The organism is Methylovirgula sp. 4M-Z18 (assembly GCF_037890675.1).
In the GTDB taxonomy this organism is placed as follows: Bacteria; Pseudomonadota; Alphaproteobacteria; order Rhizobiales; family Beijerinckiaceae; genus 4M-Z18.
In genome coordinates, this window is sequence record NZ_CP149574.1 from 2183276 (window position 1) to 2197425 (window position 14150).

16 protein-coding genes are annotated in these 14150 nt (G+C 61.2%); 8 read left to right on the forward strand and 8 right to left on the reverse strand.

The features are described from left to right. Positions 1 to 150: 150 nt before the first annotated feature. On the forward strand, positions 151 to 765 hold the full coding sequence (gene mobA / locus V9T28_RS10145; RefSeq protein ID WP_116398845.1) for a molybdenum cofactor guanylyltransferase MobA: 615 nt from the start codon (positions 151 to 153) through the stop codon (positions 763 to 765). Between the two features lie 79 nt (positions 766 to 844). Further along, a complete protein-coding gene (locus V9T28_RS10150) occupies positions 845 to 1711 on the forward strand; it encodes an NAD(P)-dependent oxidoreductase (protein WP_116398846.1) in 867 nt (288 codons plus the stop codon). Positions 1712 to 1770: 59 nt separating this feature from the next. Here the strand turns inward: V9T28_RS10150 and modA are convergent, their stop codons facing one another. From modA to V9T28_RS10165, 3 genes are all read right to left on the reverse strand, one after another. Next, positions 1771 to 2535, reverse strand: coding sequence for a molybdate ABC transporter substrate-binding protein (gene modA, locus V9T28_RS10155; RefSeq protein ID WP_116398847.1), 765 nt, complete (start codon positions 2533 to 2535; stop codon positions 1771 to 1773). A 167-nt stretch (positions 2536 to 2702) separates the two neighbouring features. Continuing rightward, positions 2703 to 2942 carry a DUF1289 domain-containing protein gene (locus tag V9T28_RS10160; RefSeq protein WP_116398848.1) on the reverse strand — a complete coding sequence of 80 codons (240 nt, stop codon included), beginning with the start codon at positions 2940 to 2942 and terminating at the stop codon, positions 2703 to 2705. A 4-nt stretch (positions 2943 to 2946) separates the two neighbouring features. Then, entirely contained in the window at positions 2947 to 3909 is a 963-nt protein-coding gene (locus V9T28_RS10165; RefSeq protein ID WP_116398849.1) for a nicotinate-nucleotide--dimethylbenzimidazole phosphoribosyltransferase, read from the reverse strand. 203 nt (positions 3910 to 4112) lie between these two features. Between V9T28_RS10165 and V9T28_RS10170 the strand changes: the two genes are divergently transcribed. From V9T28_RS10170 to metC, 6 genes are all read left to right on the forward strand, one after another. Beyond that, positions 4113 to 4427 carry a 2Fe-2S iron-sulfur cluster-binding protein gene (locus V9T28_RS10170; protein ID WP_116398850.1) on the forward strand — a complete coding sequence of 105 codons (315 nt, stop codon included), beginning with the start codon at positions 4113 to 4115 and terminating at the stop codon, positions 4425 to 4427. A gap of 2 nt (positions 4428 to 4429) precedes the next feature. Next, the gene (cysG, locus tag V9T28_RS10175) at positions 4430 to 5878 is read left to right on the forward strand and encodes a siroheme synthase CysG (RefSeq protein ID WP_116398851.1); all 1449 of its coding nucleotides are present in this window, start codon (positions 4430 to 4432) and stop codon (positions 5876 to 5878) included. Further along, on the forward strand, positions 5879 to 6187 hold the full coding sequence (locus V9T28_RS10180; RefSeq protein WP_116398852.1) for a DUF2849 domain-containing protein: 309 nt from the start codon (positions 5879 to 5881) through the stop codon (positions 6185 to 6187). Continuing rightward, positions 6184 to 7911, forward strand: a complete 1728-nt coding sequence (locus tag V9T28_RS10185) for a nitrite/sulfite reductase (RefSeq protein ID WP_116398853.1) — start codon at positions 6184 to 6186, stop codon at positions 7909 to 7911. The genes V9T28_RS10180 and V9T28_RS10185 overlap by 4 nt, the downstream gene beginning before the upstream one ends. Next, positions 7908 to 8426, forward strand: a complete 519-nt coding sequence (locus V9T28_RS10190; protein WP_116398854.1) for a DUF934 domain-containing protein — start codon at positions 7908 to 7910, stop codon at positions 8424 to 8426. The genes V9T28_RS10185 and V9T28_RS10190 overlap by 4 nt, the downstream gene beginning before the upstream one ends. Positions 8427 to 8603: 177 nt before the next feature. Then, on the forward strand, positions 8604 to 9791 hold the full coding sequence (gene metC / locus V9T28_RS10195; protein WP_116398855.1) for a cystathionine beta-lyase: 1188 nt from the start codon (positions 8604 to 8606) through the stop codon (positions 9789 to 9791). Here metC and V9T28_RS10200 read toward each other — a convergent pair. From V9T28_RS10200 to V9T28_RS10220, 5 genes are all read right to left on the reverse strand, one after another. Continuing rightward, the gene (locus tag V9T28_RS10200) at positions 9775 to 10110 is read right to left on the reverse strand and encodes a lipid-A-disaccharide synthase N-terminal domain-containing protein (protein WP_116398856.1); all 336 of its coding nucleotides are present in this window, start codon (positions 10108 to 10110) and stop codon (positions 9775 to 9777) included. The genes metC and V9T28_RS10200 overlap by 17 nt on opposite strands. Then, positions 10111 to 10851, reverse strand: coding sequence for a glycosyltransferase family 2 protein (locus V9T28_RS10205; protein WP_116398857.1), 741 nt, complete (start codon positions 10849 to 10851; stop codon positions 10111 to 10113). A gap of 33 nt (positions 10852 to 10884) precedes the next feature. Further along, positions 10885 to 12552 (reverse strand): ArnT family glycosyltransferase, encoded by a 1668-nt coding sequence (locus V9T28_RS10210; RefSeq protein ID WP_116398858.1) that lies wholly within the window; start codon positions 12550 to 12552, stop codon positions 10885 to 10887. 78 nt (positions 12553 to 12630) lie between these two features. Further along, positions 12631 to 13287 carry a CoA transferase subunit B gene (locus V9T28_RS10215; RefSeq protein ID WP_116398859.1) on the reverse strand — a complete coding sequence of 219 codons (657 nt, stop codon included), beginning with the start codon at positions 13285 to 13287 and terminating at the stop codon, positions 12631 to 12633. A gap of 20 nt (positions 13288 to 13307) precedes the next feature. Beyond that, a complete protein-coding gene (locus V9T28_RS10220) occupies positions 13308 to 14009 on the reverse strand; it encodes a CoA transferase subunit A (protein WP_116398860.1) in 702 nt (233 codons plus the stop codon). Between the last annotated feature and the right edge of the window lie 141 nt (positions 14010 to 14150).

Here is a 14150-nt window from a genome sequence, read left to right on the forward strand (position 1 = left end):
CTTGAAGCGGGTCAACGGACTTGTTGATCGCAGGACCACAACACGGCAACATGCGGCGGCAAACAATTGCGATCGTTCTCGTGTGCGTGCCGGGCAAAGAATTCACGCTCAGCGAGTTCATGCGATCCAAAACCGGATGGTGGAAACGTCATGAAAATAATCGGTGTCATTCTCGCGGGCGGACGATCCTCTCGTATGGGGGCCGACAAAGCCTTCGTCACGTTCAATGGGCGTCCGCTGGTCGAGCATGTGCTCGCAAGATTCGCACCGCAAGTCGCGGATGTCGTCATCAACGCCAACGGCGATGCCGCCCGCTTTGCCGCTTATCCACATCCTGTGCTCCCCGACCGCCTCGGCGCCAACGGCCCGTTGTGCGGTGTGGCGAGCGGACTGAACTATGCCCAGCAACACAATGCTGATGCCATTGTCGCCGTGCCGGTCGATGGCCCGCTGCTGCCACTCGACCTCGTCGACCGCTTGACCGCGGCGCTGAACCCGGAAAGCCAGGCCGTGGTGGCAAGAAGCCCGGATGGAGTGGAACCGACGTTCGCGCTTTGGCGGGTCAGCGCTTTGCCGCAAATGGAAATCGCACTCGAGCAAGGCATTCGTGGACCCAAACACATGCTTGAGCAATTGCCGCATGCGAGCGTGCTGTTCGACGCCAAAGTAGCTGGCCTCGCACCGTTTGCCAATCTCAACACCCGGGAAGAATTGGCCGACGTCGAGCGCCGCGTCCTGCATGAGGGTGCGGGCAGCCTTGCTTGAGCCCTTTGTGAACGCGCTTGCTCCACGCAATTAGATATGGGAAGCGTACCATACCGCGTTGCACAATAAGGGATTGGATATGGCGAAGGTTGCGTTTCTCGGCTTGGGCGTGATGGGCTATCCCATGGCTGGGCATCTCAAGGCGCATGGGCATGACGTGACGGTTTACAATCGCACGCCGGCCAAAGCGGCTAGTTGGGTCGCCGAACATAGCGGGAAAAGCGCTCCGACGCCGCGCGCCGCCGCCGAAGGGCAAGACCTGATCTTCGCCTGCGTCGGCAATGACGACGATTTGCGATCCGTCACCATCGGTCCGGACGGCGCCTTCGCCGCAATGGCGACGGGCGCAATCTTTGTCGACCACACGACTGCGTCTGCTGATGTGGCAAGAGAACTCTATACCAGCGCCAAAAAGCTCGGCCTCGGCTTTGTCGATGCACCCGTTTCCGGCGGCCAGGCGGGCGCGCAAAACGGGGTTTTGACCGTCATGTGCGGCGGCGATGCGAGCGATTACGCCAAGGCCGAGCCTGTCATTCAAAGCTACGCCCGCTCATGCCGGCTGCTCGGCGACGCGGGCGCCGGTCAGCTGACGAAGATGGTCAACCAGATCTGCATCGCCGGTCTCGTCCAGGGCCTGTCCGAGGGCCTGCACTTTGCCACCCAAGCCGGGCTCGACGCGGAAGCGGTGATCGAGGTGATCTCGAAAGGCGCGGCGCAGAGCTGGCAAATGGAGAACCGCTACAAGACGATGCTCGCCGGCAAATTCGATTTCGGCTTCGCCGTCGATTGGATGCGGAAGGACCTCGGCATTTGTCTTGCCGAGTCGCGCCGCAACGGCGCCCACTTGCCGGTGACAGCTCTGGTCGATCAATTCTATTCCGAAGTCCAGACGATGGGTGGCGGCCGTTGGGACACGTCGAGCCTGTTGGCGCGCCTCAACAAATAAATCAGCGCAGCTTCACGGGGACGAAGCGCTGGCTGGCGCTTCGCCTCTTTCGCCGCACGTCACTTCGGCGTGAAGCCCCATTTGACGAAGACGGCTTTCGCTGCGTCACTCTGCAGATAGGTCAAGAATTTGGCGGCGGCTTCGCCCTTGTTGCCGGCCGTCAACGCGAACGAATAAATGATCGGCGCGTGCGAGGTCTCCGGGAATGTCGCCACGACTTTGACGCGCGGTTCGGCTTTCGCATCGCTCGCGTAGACGATGCCGTAGGGCGTTTCGCCGCGCGCGACGAAATTGAGCGCGTTGCGCACATTGTCCGCCATCGCAAGATGGGGTTCGAGCGTCACCCACAAACCAAGCTTATCGAGCGCTTCCTTGGTATATTTGCCCGCCGGCACGGTTTTGATTTCGCCGACCGCAATTCGGCCATTGCCGAGCGCGGCGGTCCAGCCGTCCGCCGTCAGCGCAAGCGGCGCATCGGGCGCTGACGTGGGGGCAACGACCACCAGTTGATTGCTCAGGAGATCGATGCGCATCTCGGGTTTGATCAGATTGCGCGTCGCCACGTAATCCATCGAATCCTGATCGGCCGAGGCGAATAGATCGGCCGGCGCCCCCTGCTCGATCTGACGCGCCAAGGCCAATGAGCCGGCATAGGATGTTTTGACGTCGATTTGCGTCGCCACGGTAAAATCATGGGCGATTTCATCCAGCGCGTCCTTGAGGCTCGCCGCCGCGAAAACATTTATCGTATCAGCCGCATAAGCGCTTGTGCTCGCGCACAAGATAAATAGAAAAAAGGCAAAAGCGGAGCTAAGGCGCGACATGGCGTATCCTTGGGTTAGGCTAAAGATGAAAGAGCCGAACCGGAACCGTCGTGCCGGAATACGCTTCACGCATGCAGAGCGAAGCGATGACTGTTGGCGCGATTGATACAAGCTTTGGACAGAGCGTCAATTCGATTCAGGGTGGCACGGCCAGTGCACCAACGCGATCAATCGCCCGTCTGCATGCGCTGCCGGCGGCGCTCGCTCGGCCGTACGCGCGCCGGCGTGCCACCACGGGTCTTGAGGCGCTCAAGCCGCGGCGGCAATTCGGCCATGATCGCGAGGCGCGTTTCCTCGCTCATCAGCCCCCATTGAGAAATTTCTGCGATCGAACGGCCGCAACCGATGCAAAGCCCGAGGCTCGGCTCCATGACGCAGATTTTGATGCAGGGCGTTGAGACGGTCATGACCTCAATTCAAAACCAATTCGGCCGCCGGCACCATGCCCATATAGCAAGCCACCGCGGTCTTAATGATCCCCATCGCCAAGACTCCTCCGGCGCCGTCCGACTCGTGCACCCCGAAATCCGCGACCGGCTTGTAGCCGAGTTCGTCGCAAATAGGACCCTGGAGCGATTCGGCAAGGGCTTGACCAAGCAGACAGTGCGCGACGGCTCCGGGTTCGAGCCTGTTCAGAATCACAGCCGCCGCCACGGCCGCCAAACCGTCGAGCACGACGGGGATACGTTCCATCCGCGCGGCGAGAATGGCGCCGGCAAGTGCGGCGATGTCGCGCCCGCCCAGCCGCCGCAGAACCTCCAACGGATCGCTGAGATGCGCCTGGTGCATATCGAGTGCCACCGCGACCGTCTCCCGCTCCGAATCACTGGCCGCCGGCAACCAATCGCCGCCGCTCAGCGCCGACAGGATGGCGGCGGCAGGCAGATCGGCTCCGCGTCCGAGGGCGCTCAGACACAGCAGATCCGCACCGCCGGCAATAGCTTCCATGCCGAAAGCCATCGTGGCGGCACAGGTCTTTTCGTCCATCGCGGCGTCGTGCGCGATGTTCTTGGTGGGCAGATCGATGGCGAGATCGAAGACCTTCAGCCCCGCATCGAAACTGGCGCAAATCTGGTTGACGGCCGCGCCGCCGTCGGACAGATGGGTCAGAGCCTGTTTGGTCCGCGCCGGCGGAACCGGGGAAACGCCATGGCTGGACGCAAAAATCGCCAGCAGAGGCCGCAAGACCACTGGCTTGGTCTTGCCCTGCCAAGAGGCGAGCCAGGCGACATGGTCGTGAAACCGCCCCAGTGCACCGGCCGGATCGAGACGCGCCATTGTGGCTTTGACTTCGTCCCATGCGTGTTCGTTGGCGTCAGGTAACAGGCGAACAAGATTGCGAATGTCGTCGAAGGGAAGGCCCGAGGCGGTCATGGGGTATCCAAAATGCAAACTCAGTTGCCTGCGGTTTAATCCCTGACGCCACGAGATACTATAGGCGACGGCAAATTTTGCGAGGATACAGCATATTTAACTGTAAAATTTTGTTATATAAATAATTATATTTTTTAAAATGTGAATTGACTTTTGATGCGACAGCCATATGAGTAAACTGAGAGAATAGAGGATTGGTGTGAATGGGCGTCATCAATGTCATAGACCGCAGCGGCGCGGCGCATGCGCTTGAGGCTGTTGAAGGGTGGCGTGTGATGGAAATCTTGCGCGACCATGGCGTCGGCATGGATGGTTTGTGCGGTGGCGCCTGCGATTGCGCGACGTGCCATGTGGTGGTGGACGAGGATTGGGTCTCGCGTTTGCCGGAACCGCGCACAGAGGAACTCGATAAACTCGATGAATTGCCGGTGCTGGAAGCCGGCTCGCGCCTGTCCTGCCAGATCATCTGGTCGGAAGAGATCGACGGCCTGTCGCTGACGTTGCCGCAAGAGGTTTAGGCATGCGCTATTTCCCGCTGCTCGCGGATACGAGGGACAAGACGATTCTGCTGTGCGGCGGCGGCGCTTTGGCACTGGCGAAATTGCGCCTGCTGCTGAAGACCGAAGCGCGGATCGTGATCGTTTCGCCAGCCGTCGTCACTGAGATCAGCGAGTATGCCGAAAGGACGCCCGGCCCGGGCCAAATCGTCTGGCATCAGCGCTCCTTCGGTCCTTCCGACCTCGCGAATATATTCCTCGCCTATGTGGCGACAGAAGATCCTGCGGAAGATCAGCGCATCGCCGCATGCGCGCGCGAAGCCGGAATTTTGGTCAATGTGGTCGATACGCCCGACGAATCGACCATCATCACGCCGGCTATCGTGGATCGCGATCCGGTGGTGGTAGCAATTGGCAGCGAAGGCGCGGCCCCGGTCTTAGCCCGGAAGATCAAAGCCGGCGTCGAAGAGAGCTTGAGCGTGACCTTGGGCGATTTGGTGAACGCGGCGGCTCCGCACCGCACTCGCGTGGCGGAGGCGCTCGACCATCGTGCCAAACGCCTATTGTGGGAGAATTTCTTCGACGGCGCCGGCGAAGCGGCTTTCGCGGAGAATGGCGCGGAGGGCGTCAGCGATCTCATCGACCGCTTGATCGCCGCGGATGGAATCGACAAGCAAAACCGTGGCCGCGTCGTGCTGATTGGCGCCGGACCGGGCGATCCCGATCTTCTGACCCTGAAGGCGCGCAAAGTGCTGCACCGGGCGGATGTCGTTCTGTATGACCGTCTGGTCGACGCACGCATTCTTGAGCTGGCCCGGCGCGAGGCGACATTCATCGAGGTCGGCAAGTCCGGCCGTTCCGGCGGCGAGAACTCTTGGAAGCAGAGCGATATCGACGCGCTGATGATCGAGCACGCCAAATCCGGAGCCCTGGTCGCGCGCCTCAAGAGTGGCGACCCGCTGGTGTTCGGCCGGGCGGACGAGGAAATCGCCGCGTGCGATGCCGCCGGCGTGCCGGTGACGATCGTGCCCGGCATCACGGCCGCGGCTGCCGCCGCGGCGAGCATGGGCGTGTCGCTCACCCGACGCGGCCGCAACTCGTCCATCACCTTTCTGACCGCGCGCGATGTCGACGGTTTCGCCAATCACGATTGGCGTCGTTTGGCGGAGCCCGGGGTGACCTTTGCCGTCTATATGGGCGTGCAGGCGGCCAAGGCGTTGCGCACCAAGCTGCTGATGAACGGCGCCGATCCGGCGACGCCGGTGACGATCGTCGAAAACGCCAGCCGCCAGAACGAACTGGTTGCATCCGGGATCCTGGCCGATCTCACCGACCTGATCCATGATTCCGGCATCGAAGGGCCGGCTGTGATTTTGGTCGGTTTGGTGCGCGGCAGCGCCAAGGCTGAACGCACCGATAAAGTTGTCATCCCCTTTGCGGACGCCATCCGCCTGAACGGAGGCTCGCAATAAATGGCTCGCATCAAACACCCGAAAATCTTGACCGCGAGCGACCTGAAGCAAGGCGACGTGATCTTTTTCACCGGTACGGGCTGGTCGCGGCATCATCTCGACGCCAAACCAGCGCAGACTGATGGCGAAATCGCGGCCCTGGAAGCGCAGGCCAAAGCCGACGTGGCCGCCAATCGCATTCTCGACGTGCAGATCATCGACGTCGCTCTGCGCGAAGACGGCAGACCCGAACCAATTCACTACCGCGAAAAAATGCGCACGCTCGGGCCGAGCGTGCGTCGCGACCTCGGCAAGCAGGCAGCCTCATGAATGTTCCCGTAAAGCCGCAACATTTCTACAGCTACGACGAATTCGATGCCGCATTCGTGCGGTCGCGCGTCGCTGAATTTCGCGAGCAGGTGCAGCGCCGTCTGTCCGGCGCGCTGACGGAAGAAGAGTTCCGCCCGCTTCGCCTGATGAACGGCCTCTATCTGCAATTGCACGCCTATATGCTGCGCATTGCCGTGCCCTATGGCACGCTGTCGTCGACGCAAATGCGCCAGTTCGCCCACATCGCGGAGAAGTGGGACAAGGGCTACGGCCATTTCACGACGCGTCAGAACATTCAGTTCAATTGGCCCAAACTTGTCGATGTGCCGGACATTCTCGATGCGCTGGCCGACGTCAACATGCATGCCATCCAGACATCGGGCAATTGCATCCGCAATGTGACGGCTGATCACTTCTCGGGCGTTGCGGCCGACGAGATCGCCGATCCCCGCCCGACCGCGGAATTATTGCGGCAATGGTCCTCCAACCATCCGGAGTTTTCGTTCCTGCCGCGCAAATTCAAGGTCGCGGTCAGCGGCGCCGTGCACGATCGCGCAGCAACGCGTGTTCACGATGTCGGCTTGCGGATCGTGCAGAACGAGGGCGGCGAGATCGGTTACGAAGTGCTGGCCGGCGGCGGTCTTGGCCGCACGCCGATGGTTGGTCATATCGTGCGTGAATTCCTGCCGAAGGCGGAGCTGCTGCCGTATATGGAAGCGCTGATGCGCGTCTATAACAGCCACGGGCGCCGCGACAACAAATTCAAAGCGCGCATCAAGATCCTAGTGCACGAGACCGGTCTCGACGAGATTCGCGAGCAGATCGAAGCGGAATTCGAGAGCCTCGACAAGGCCGCGATTGCCGCCGATCCGGCGGAAATCGCGCGGATCGAGGCGCAGTTCGTGCCACCGGCTTACGAGGCACTGCCGGACGTTTCAGACGTCATGAAAAAGGCGAAAGCGGCAAATTCCGAATTCGCCCGCTTTGTGGACATCAACACCGCGCCTCACAAACAGGCCGGCTATACGATCGTCACAGTCTCGCTGAAGCCGATCGGCGGCGTGCCGGGCGATGCGACAGCCGCGCAGATGCGTGTGCTTGCCGAGGTGTCGGACAAATATTCGCTTAGCGAGCTGCGTGTCAGCCACGAGCAGAACATCGTCTTGCCCTACGTGAAGAAGGACGACCTTTTCGCGCTGTGGCAGGAACTGAAAGCGGCAGATCTGGCGACCGCCAACGCCAGCCTGATCACCGACATCATCTCCTGCCCCGGCCTGGACTATTGCTCGCTCGCAACGGCGCGCTCGATTCCGATCGCGCAGGCCATCTCCGAGCGCTTTGCCGATCCGGACCGGCAACGCCTGATCGGCAAGCTCGGCATCAAGATTTCGGGCTGCATCAACGCCTGCGGCCATCACCATGTTGCCGGTATCGGCATTCTGGGCTTGGAAAAGAGCGGCGAGGAAAGCTACCAGATCACCCTGGGCGGCGACCCGACCCTCTCCGCCTCCATCGGCGAGCGTCTCGGCCCAGGTCTGCGCGCCGAAGAGGTGCCGGACGCGATCGAGCGCATCGTTGGCGTCTATCTCGCCCATCGCGATCTCGACGAGGATTTCATCCACACATATCGGCGGATCGGTCACGATGCGTTCAAGAGCGCCCTCGTCACCGGCACGCCGCGCGCACCTGCCGCGAGCCCGCTCGATCAGGGAGGCGGAATATGACAATCGTCCGCGAAGGCCGCTTCTGCAAGGATACGTATAAGCGCATCGACGCCGACTGGGAGTTGCCAGTCAACTCGGACGGTTTGGGCGATGCGATCGTGCCGTTCGATTGGCTCGAGGATTTGGAGGCCAATTGGCCGAACCGCGGGCACATTGGCGTCGACGTGAAAAACACCATGCCGTTCGAAGAGCTTGAACCGCATCTCGACCGGTTGACGCTCATCGCCATCAACTTCCCGGCCTTCTCGGACGGGCGCGGCTTTTCGCTGGCGAAAACCTTGCGCAACCACGGGTTCAAGGGCACCCTGCGCGCAACTGGGCCGCTGATTGCCGATCAGTATTTCCATACGCTCGGGTGCGGCTTCGACGAAGTCGAAATTCCCGAAGCGATGGCTGCCCGCCAACCCGAGGACCAGTGGCGCCAAGCGCACGATCTGCGGCTGCTCGCCTATCAGCGTGGCTATGGCGGCGATGCCAAGAATATCCTTGAACAGAGACGCGCGGGTCGCCGCTAGCCCTTGCCCCGCACGCGGGCGATTGGTCACAACGCAGCCGACGGCGTTGCTCATCGCAGCGCCGCAGGCATGTCATTTGTGCGCATGTGATGTCTTTTTCCGGCAAGACAGTATTCTCGAATTCGATCATAAAGTTCGGCGAGATTCGATCGTCCTGCAGGGAAATAGTCAGTCAATATGAGCAAGCTCAGCCCGGAAACGAAGAAAAAGATCAAAAGCCGCACCAAGCTCGTCTATGCCGGCCGTAATCCGGCCGAGCAGTTCGGCTTTATTAACACCCCAATCTATCGCGGCTCTACGGTGCTGTTCGATACCGTGGAGGAACTGCGCGATTACAAGGCGCGGTTCAACTACGGTACGCGCGGGACGCCGACAACCGAGGCATTGGAAATCGCCTGGAGCGAACTTGCAGGCGCGGCGACGACGACGCTTGTCCCCTCCGGCCTTGCCGCTGTGGCGCTCGCCCTGATGACGGCCGTCAAGGCCGGCGATCATCTGCTCGTGACCGATAGCGCCTACCGTCCGACCCGCATCTTCTGCGATACGATTCTGAAACGCATGGGCGTGGAAGTGGAATATTACGATCCGCTGCTCGGCGGCGAGATCGCCTCCCTGTTCAAGCCCAACACGAGCGCGATCCTGACCGAAGCCCCCGGCTCGCAAAGCTTCGAAATGCAGGACATTCCGGCCATTTCCGCGGCCGCCCATGCCCGCGACATCTGCGTCATCTTGGACAACACCTGGGCGACCCCTCTGTTCTTTTCGCCCCACACACACGGCGTCGATTTGGCGATCGAAGCCGGGACGAAATATCTCTCAGGACATTCGGATCTGCTCCTTGGCCTCGTTTCCGCCAGTGCGACATGGGCGCGCCGCCTGCGCAGCACGTTCGACGCATTTGCGATGTGCGCCGGGCCAGAGGATGTGTATTTGGCGCTACGCGGGTTGCGCACGATGGAGCTGCGCTTGAAGGAAGCGGAACGCCAGGCGTTCCGCCTTGCCTTGTGGCTGCAGCAACGTCCCGAAGTGCGCGAGGTTCTGCACCCGGCCCTGCCGACCTGTCCCGGCCACGATATTTGGAAGCGCGATTTCGCCGGCTCGTCCGGTCTCTTCTCCGTCATCCTCCATCCGGCCTCCGACGCAGCCGTCGCCGCCATGCTGGACGGCCTGGAGCTATTCGGTCTGGGTTATTCCTGGGGCGGCTATGAGAGCTTGCTGGTGCCGTTCGACTGTTCGGACTATCGCACGGCCACGACATGGAACCCGGGCGGTCCGGCACTGCGGTTTCAGGTCGGGCTGGAGGATCTTGACGATCTCCAGGCCGATCTAGACGCCGGCTTCGCACGGCTCAGGGCGACGGCTTAGCCGCCTGCTGAGCCCGCTCGCGACGGACCAGCATCACGTTGCGGACATAGATCAGCACATTCGGTCCCTGCCCCAGAATGTACACGGGATCGCGGCGTATCAGGGCGTAGACGAGCAGCATCAGGCTGCCGACGATCGACAGCATCCAGAACGACATGGGAATGACGCTGCGCCCCTGCCGTTCGCTGGCAATCCATTGCGTGATGAAGCGCAGGCCGAAAACCACTTGCGCGAGAATGCCGAAATAGGCCCACGCATCGAAGTGGTCGACAAAGACCACGTAGAGGTAGTCGTATAATGTGGTCCATAGATCGGTCATTCAACGTACCTCTTCGGCCTGCGGCACGCGCTTGCGGCGGCGGATAAGCCAGCGTACGCCCATCAAATCCACGATCCCGACCCATAGGCGGTCAAAGAACCCGTAGTTGGATACGCCGGTCAAGCGCGACCGGTCCACCACGTCGACCAGCGCGATCGTATACCCCTCGCGCTTCACAAGCGCGGGCATGAAACGGTGCAGGGCATCGAAATAAGGCAGCGCCAAATAGACCTCGCGCCGGAAGCACTTAAGGCCGCAGCCGGTATCGCGGGTTCCGTCCTGCAGAATGGATCCGCGCACGGAATTGGCGATGCGGGACTGGAGTTTTTTGAAACCCGTATCCTTCCGGCCAACCCGCTGTCCCTGCACGAGGCCGCAAAGCGCTCCCGAGGCCGAAAGCTTTTTGAGCAGTTGCGGAATGAAAGCCGGATCGTTCTGGCCGTCGCCGTCCAGCGTCACTATGACCGGTCCCCGCGCTGCCCGAACCCCCGTCCGCACCGCCGCCGATTGGCCGCACGATTGCGCGTGCTTGACTTGCCGCAGATGCGGACGGCTTTGCATCAATTTGCGCAGTTCGTCGCCGGTCGAATCGGTCGAACCATCGTTGACATAGATGATTTCAAACGGACCAGCGTCCCGCAAAGCCGTTTCGATTTCGCCTATCAACGGCGCGACATTGCCCGCTTCGTTGCGCACGGGCACAACGACCGACACAAGCGGATCCGGTATTTCGGGATTCATCGATGGCCTTCCGTCCTGAAATTCAAGCTCGCTCTAATGCCGCACATAGACGCCAATGTCGAGCTTGTGCCCACCGTTGAGATTGATGCCCGCGATCCGGGTCGCGAGCGCGACCTCGTCCGAAGGGCCGAGGGCGGCCTGAAATGCAGGCTCGTCCTTGGCCTCGACAAGGGCCGCCCGGCACCCGCCCTGCTTCAAGAATGTGGCCGCGCCGGCGCCGTCGGTGATCGCAAGATCCGTGCGCGTCAGGAAGATCAGGCTCGGCTCATGGTAGCTTGTCGCTGCAATCTCAGGATCGCACGATCCAGCCGGGAAAGCAGCCGCAACGGCCGCGCTCAGCCGCGGCGACAAGGCAAAATAGTCGAAGGCCGGAAGGCGAAGGATGCCGATATAGGCTGTCGCGCTCAGGGCCATCGCAGCAAGGACTGCAGCGAATATTCCCATCATCACCTGCCCGCGCCAGAGCAATCCCGCGGCGCCGGCGGCGACAGCGGCCGCGACGAGGCCAGCAACCACCGTGAGCGGGCTGATGGCCATATCGTATTTGACGATGCCAAAGACAGCGGCGCCGGGCACGACCAGCGCAACAATGGGCAGCAGCACGAGAACGGCTTTCTGCCAAATCCGCCACGATGCGAAGGCGCCGCGCACGAAGCCGAGCGCGATGAGGATCGCAATGGCCGGATAGAGCGGCAGCACGTAATGGGGCAATTTGGTCGGTACGGCCTCGAACACCAGCCAGGCCGGAACAAGCCATGCGAGAAGAAAGGTAACGGCGGGATCGCGCCGCTGGGCCCACACGAACGGCGCCGCGACCGCAGCGAAAGGCGCCATCGGCCAGGCCGTCGCCCAAAAGGCAGCGAGATAGAAGCCCGGCCACATACCATGCGATTCCTGGCCGCCAGCCACCTTGCTGCCGAGGTCTTTGCCGACGGATTCTGCGAAAAACGCGCCGTGGGTTTTCAGCGTGATCAAGATGAACCAGGGCAGCACGAGAGCCAGGCACCAGAGAAGACCGCGTGCCGGACGCAGCACCTTCAGCCAGCTCACATCCCCATCCTTGATCGACAGAACGAGCATGGCCAGGATCGGCATCATCGGCGTGACCGGCCCCTTCACAAGGATGCCGATTGCCAAGGCCGTCCAGAAGATGAATGCATTGCCGGCGCCCGCCGTGACTTTGAGCAGGGGCTCACGTCGCGCAAGATAGACGCGCAGCAACGCCCCCATCGCCGCAACGACGGTCGCAGTAATGACCGCGTCGGTCTTGGCGAGCCTCGCTTCGACCCCGATCAGAATCGTCGATGCGAACAAAAGCGCGGCGATATAGGCGCCATTGCGCGTCATGATCGCCAACGCCGCCCAGTAGGTCAGCAGGACCGCCGTGAGCGCGCCCAGCAAGGACGGAATTCGGTAGAGCCAGATCTTATGAGCCGCGTCCGGCACGCCCAAAGCTTCGGCACTTTTCACCACGCCGGCCTGCAGCCAATAGATGCCGACGGGCTTCTTGAGCCGCGCTTCCTCTTGGAAATGAATCGTGACGAGATCGCCCGTCTCGATCATTTGCTTGGAGGCCTGGGCGAAACGCGGCTCGTCGCGATCCATGGGCGGCAACGTGAAAAAGCCGACCAGAAACAGGATCAGGCACGCGATGACGAGCCGGACCAAGGCCGAGCCGTGCGATATGCTCTGCGAGATCATGGCACGGGGCTCAAACTGCAAAGCCCGTTCTCCGACACGCAGAGAAAAGGATTCCTGACACAGCTCTCGCTTTCAACCTCAATGGGTCTTCAGTTCCGCCGACACTTTGTAATCGGCCTCGGTCTTCTGCTTGATCTCATCGAGCGACACGCCGGGCGCCGTCTCGACCAAGGTGAGACCGCCGTCGCCTTTCTTGTCGATGGTAAAAACCGCAAGATCGGTGATGATCAAATCGACAACATTCGCGCCGGTGAGCGGCAAAGAGCAGCGGTGCAGGATTTTTGCCTCGCCCTTGGCCTCGTGTTCCATCAGGACGACGACGCGCTTGACGCCGGCGACGAGGTCCATGGCGCCGCCCATGCCCTTCACCATTTTGCCCGGAATCATCCAGTTCGCGAGATCGCCATTCTCCCCAACCTGCATCGCGCCCAGAATCGAAAGATCGATATGGCCGCCGCGGATCATCGCAAAGGAATCGGCGCTCGAAAAATAGCTCGTGGTCGGCAGTTCGGTAATCGTCTGCTTGCCGGCGTTGATGAGGTCGGCATCTTCCTCGCCTTCGAAGGGAAAGGGACCCATGCCGAGCATGCCGTTTTCGCTCTGCAACTGCACGCTCATGCCTTGCGGGATGTAATTCGAGACCAGAGTCGGAATGCCGATGCCGAGATTGACATAAAATCCGTCACGCAATTCTTGTGCGGCGCGCTCCGCCATTTGATCGCGGTTCCAAGCCATGTCGAATGCCTCCGATTCTCTTAAGATCTTTTCCGGGTGGTACGCTGTTCGATCCGCTTGACCGGATTCGGGACATGGACCAGGCGCTGGACGAAGATGCCCGGCGTCACGATCGTATTCGCGTCGATCTCACCCGGCTCGACCAGATGCTCAACCTCGGCCACGGTGACTTTGCCCGCCGTCGCCATCATCGGGTTAAAGTTGCGGGCGGTCATCCGATAAATCAGGTTGCCCTCGGTATCCCCCTTCCAGGCATGGACGATGGAGAGATCGGCGACGATGCCGCGCTCCATCACATAGGTCTCGCCGTCAAACTCCTTGAGTTCCTTGCCCTCCGCAACCAAGGTTCCAACGCCGGTCTTGGTATAGAATGCCGGAATGCCGGCGCCGCCGGCGCGGATGCGTTCCGCGAGCGTACCTTGCGGATTGAACTCAAGCTCAAGTTCGCCGGCCAAATATTGCTGGGCAAACGTCTTGTTTTCCCCGACATAGGACGAAATCATTTTCCGAATTTGCCGCGTGGTGAGAAGAACACCGAGCCCGACGCCGTCGATGCCCGCATTGTTTGAAACCACCGTCAGCCCCTTGACGCCGGAAAGCCGCACGGCCTCGATCAGCGAGTCGGGAATGCCGCAAAGGCCGAAGCCGCCCGCCATGATGGTCATATCGTCACGCAAAAGCCCAGCCAGGGCCGCGACCGCATCGGAGTAAACCTTTCCCATCCGGATCTGTCCTTCCATCCCGGGGCACTTTATCGATTCGAGAGAATCAAGAAAATGCTACAACTGATTGTTTTATAGCGTCTTTTTCGTTGAGGAGCCGAACGGCTCGTGAGAAAAATGCGCGCGCCAGCCGTTGCATGA

Bases quoted from the DNA above. Each gene is read 5' to 3' on its own strand.
- mobA (WP_116398845.1), top strand. From the start codon at position 151: ATGAAAATAATCGGTGTCATTCTCGCGGGCGGACGATCCTCTCGTATG.
- V9T28_RS10215 (WP_116398859.1), bottom strand. From the start codon at position 13,287: ATGGCTTGGAACCGCGATCAAATGGCGGAGCGCGCCGCACAAGAATTG.
- V9T28_RS10210 (WP_116398858.1), bottom strand. From the start codon at position 12,552: ATGATCTCGCAGAGCATATCGCACGGCTCGGCCTTGGTCCGGCTCGTC.
- V9T28_RS10160 (WP_116398848.1), bottom strand. From the start codon at position 2,942: ATGACCGTCTCAACGCCCTGCATCAAAATCTGCGTCATGGAGCCGAGC.
- metC (WP_116398855.1), top strand. From the start codon at position 8,604: ATGAGCAAGCTCAGCCCGGAAACGAAGAAAAAGATCAAAAGCCGCACC.
- modA (WP_116398847.1), bottom strand. From the start codon at position 2,535: ATGTCGCGCCTTAGCTCCGCTTTTGCCTTTTTTCTATTTATCTTGTGC.
- V9T28_RS10180 (WP_116398852.1), top strand. From the start codon at position 5,879: ATGGCTCGCATCAAACACCCGAAAATCTTGACCGCGAGCGACCTGAAG.
- V9T28_RS10150 (WP_116398846.1), top strand. From the start codon at position 845: ATGGCGAAGGTTGCGTTTCTCGGCTTGGGCGTGATGGGCTATCCCATG.
- V9T28_RS10220 (WP_116398860.1), bottom strand. From the start codon at position 14,009: ATGGGAAAGGTTTACTCCGATGCGGTCGCGGCCCTGGCTGGGCTTTTG.
- V9T28_RS10190 (WP_116398854.1), top strand. From the start codon at position 7,908: ATGACAATCGTCCGCGAAGGCCGCTTCTGCAAGGATACGTATAAGCGC.
- V9T28_RS10185 (WP_116398853.1), top strand. From the start codon at position 6,184: ATGAATGTTCCCGTAAAGCCGCAACATTTCTACAGCTACGACGAATTC.
- V9T28_RS10170 (WP_116398850.1), top strand. From the start codon at position 4,113: ATGGGCGTCATCAATGTCATAGACCGCAGCGGCGCGGCGCATGCGCTT.
- V9T28_RS10205 (WP_116398857.1), bottom strand. From the start codon at position 10,851: ATGAATCCCGAAATACCGGATCCGCTTGTGTCGGTCGTTGTGCCCGTG.
- cysG (WP_116398851.1), top strand. From the start codon at position 4,430: ATGCGCTATTTCCCGCTGCTCGCGGATACGAGGGACAAGACGATTCTG.
- V9T28_RS10165 (WP_116398849.1), bottom strand. From the start codon at position 3,909: ATGACCGCCTCGGGCCTTCCCTTCGACGACATTCGCAATCTTGTTCGC.
- V9T28_RS10200 (WP_116398856.1), bottom strand. From the start codon at position 10,110: ATGACCGATCTATGGACCACATTATACGACTACCTCTACGTGGTCTTT.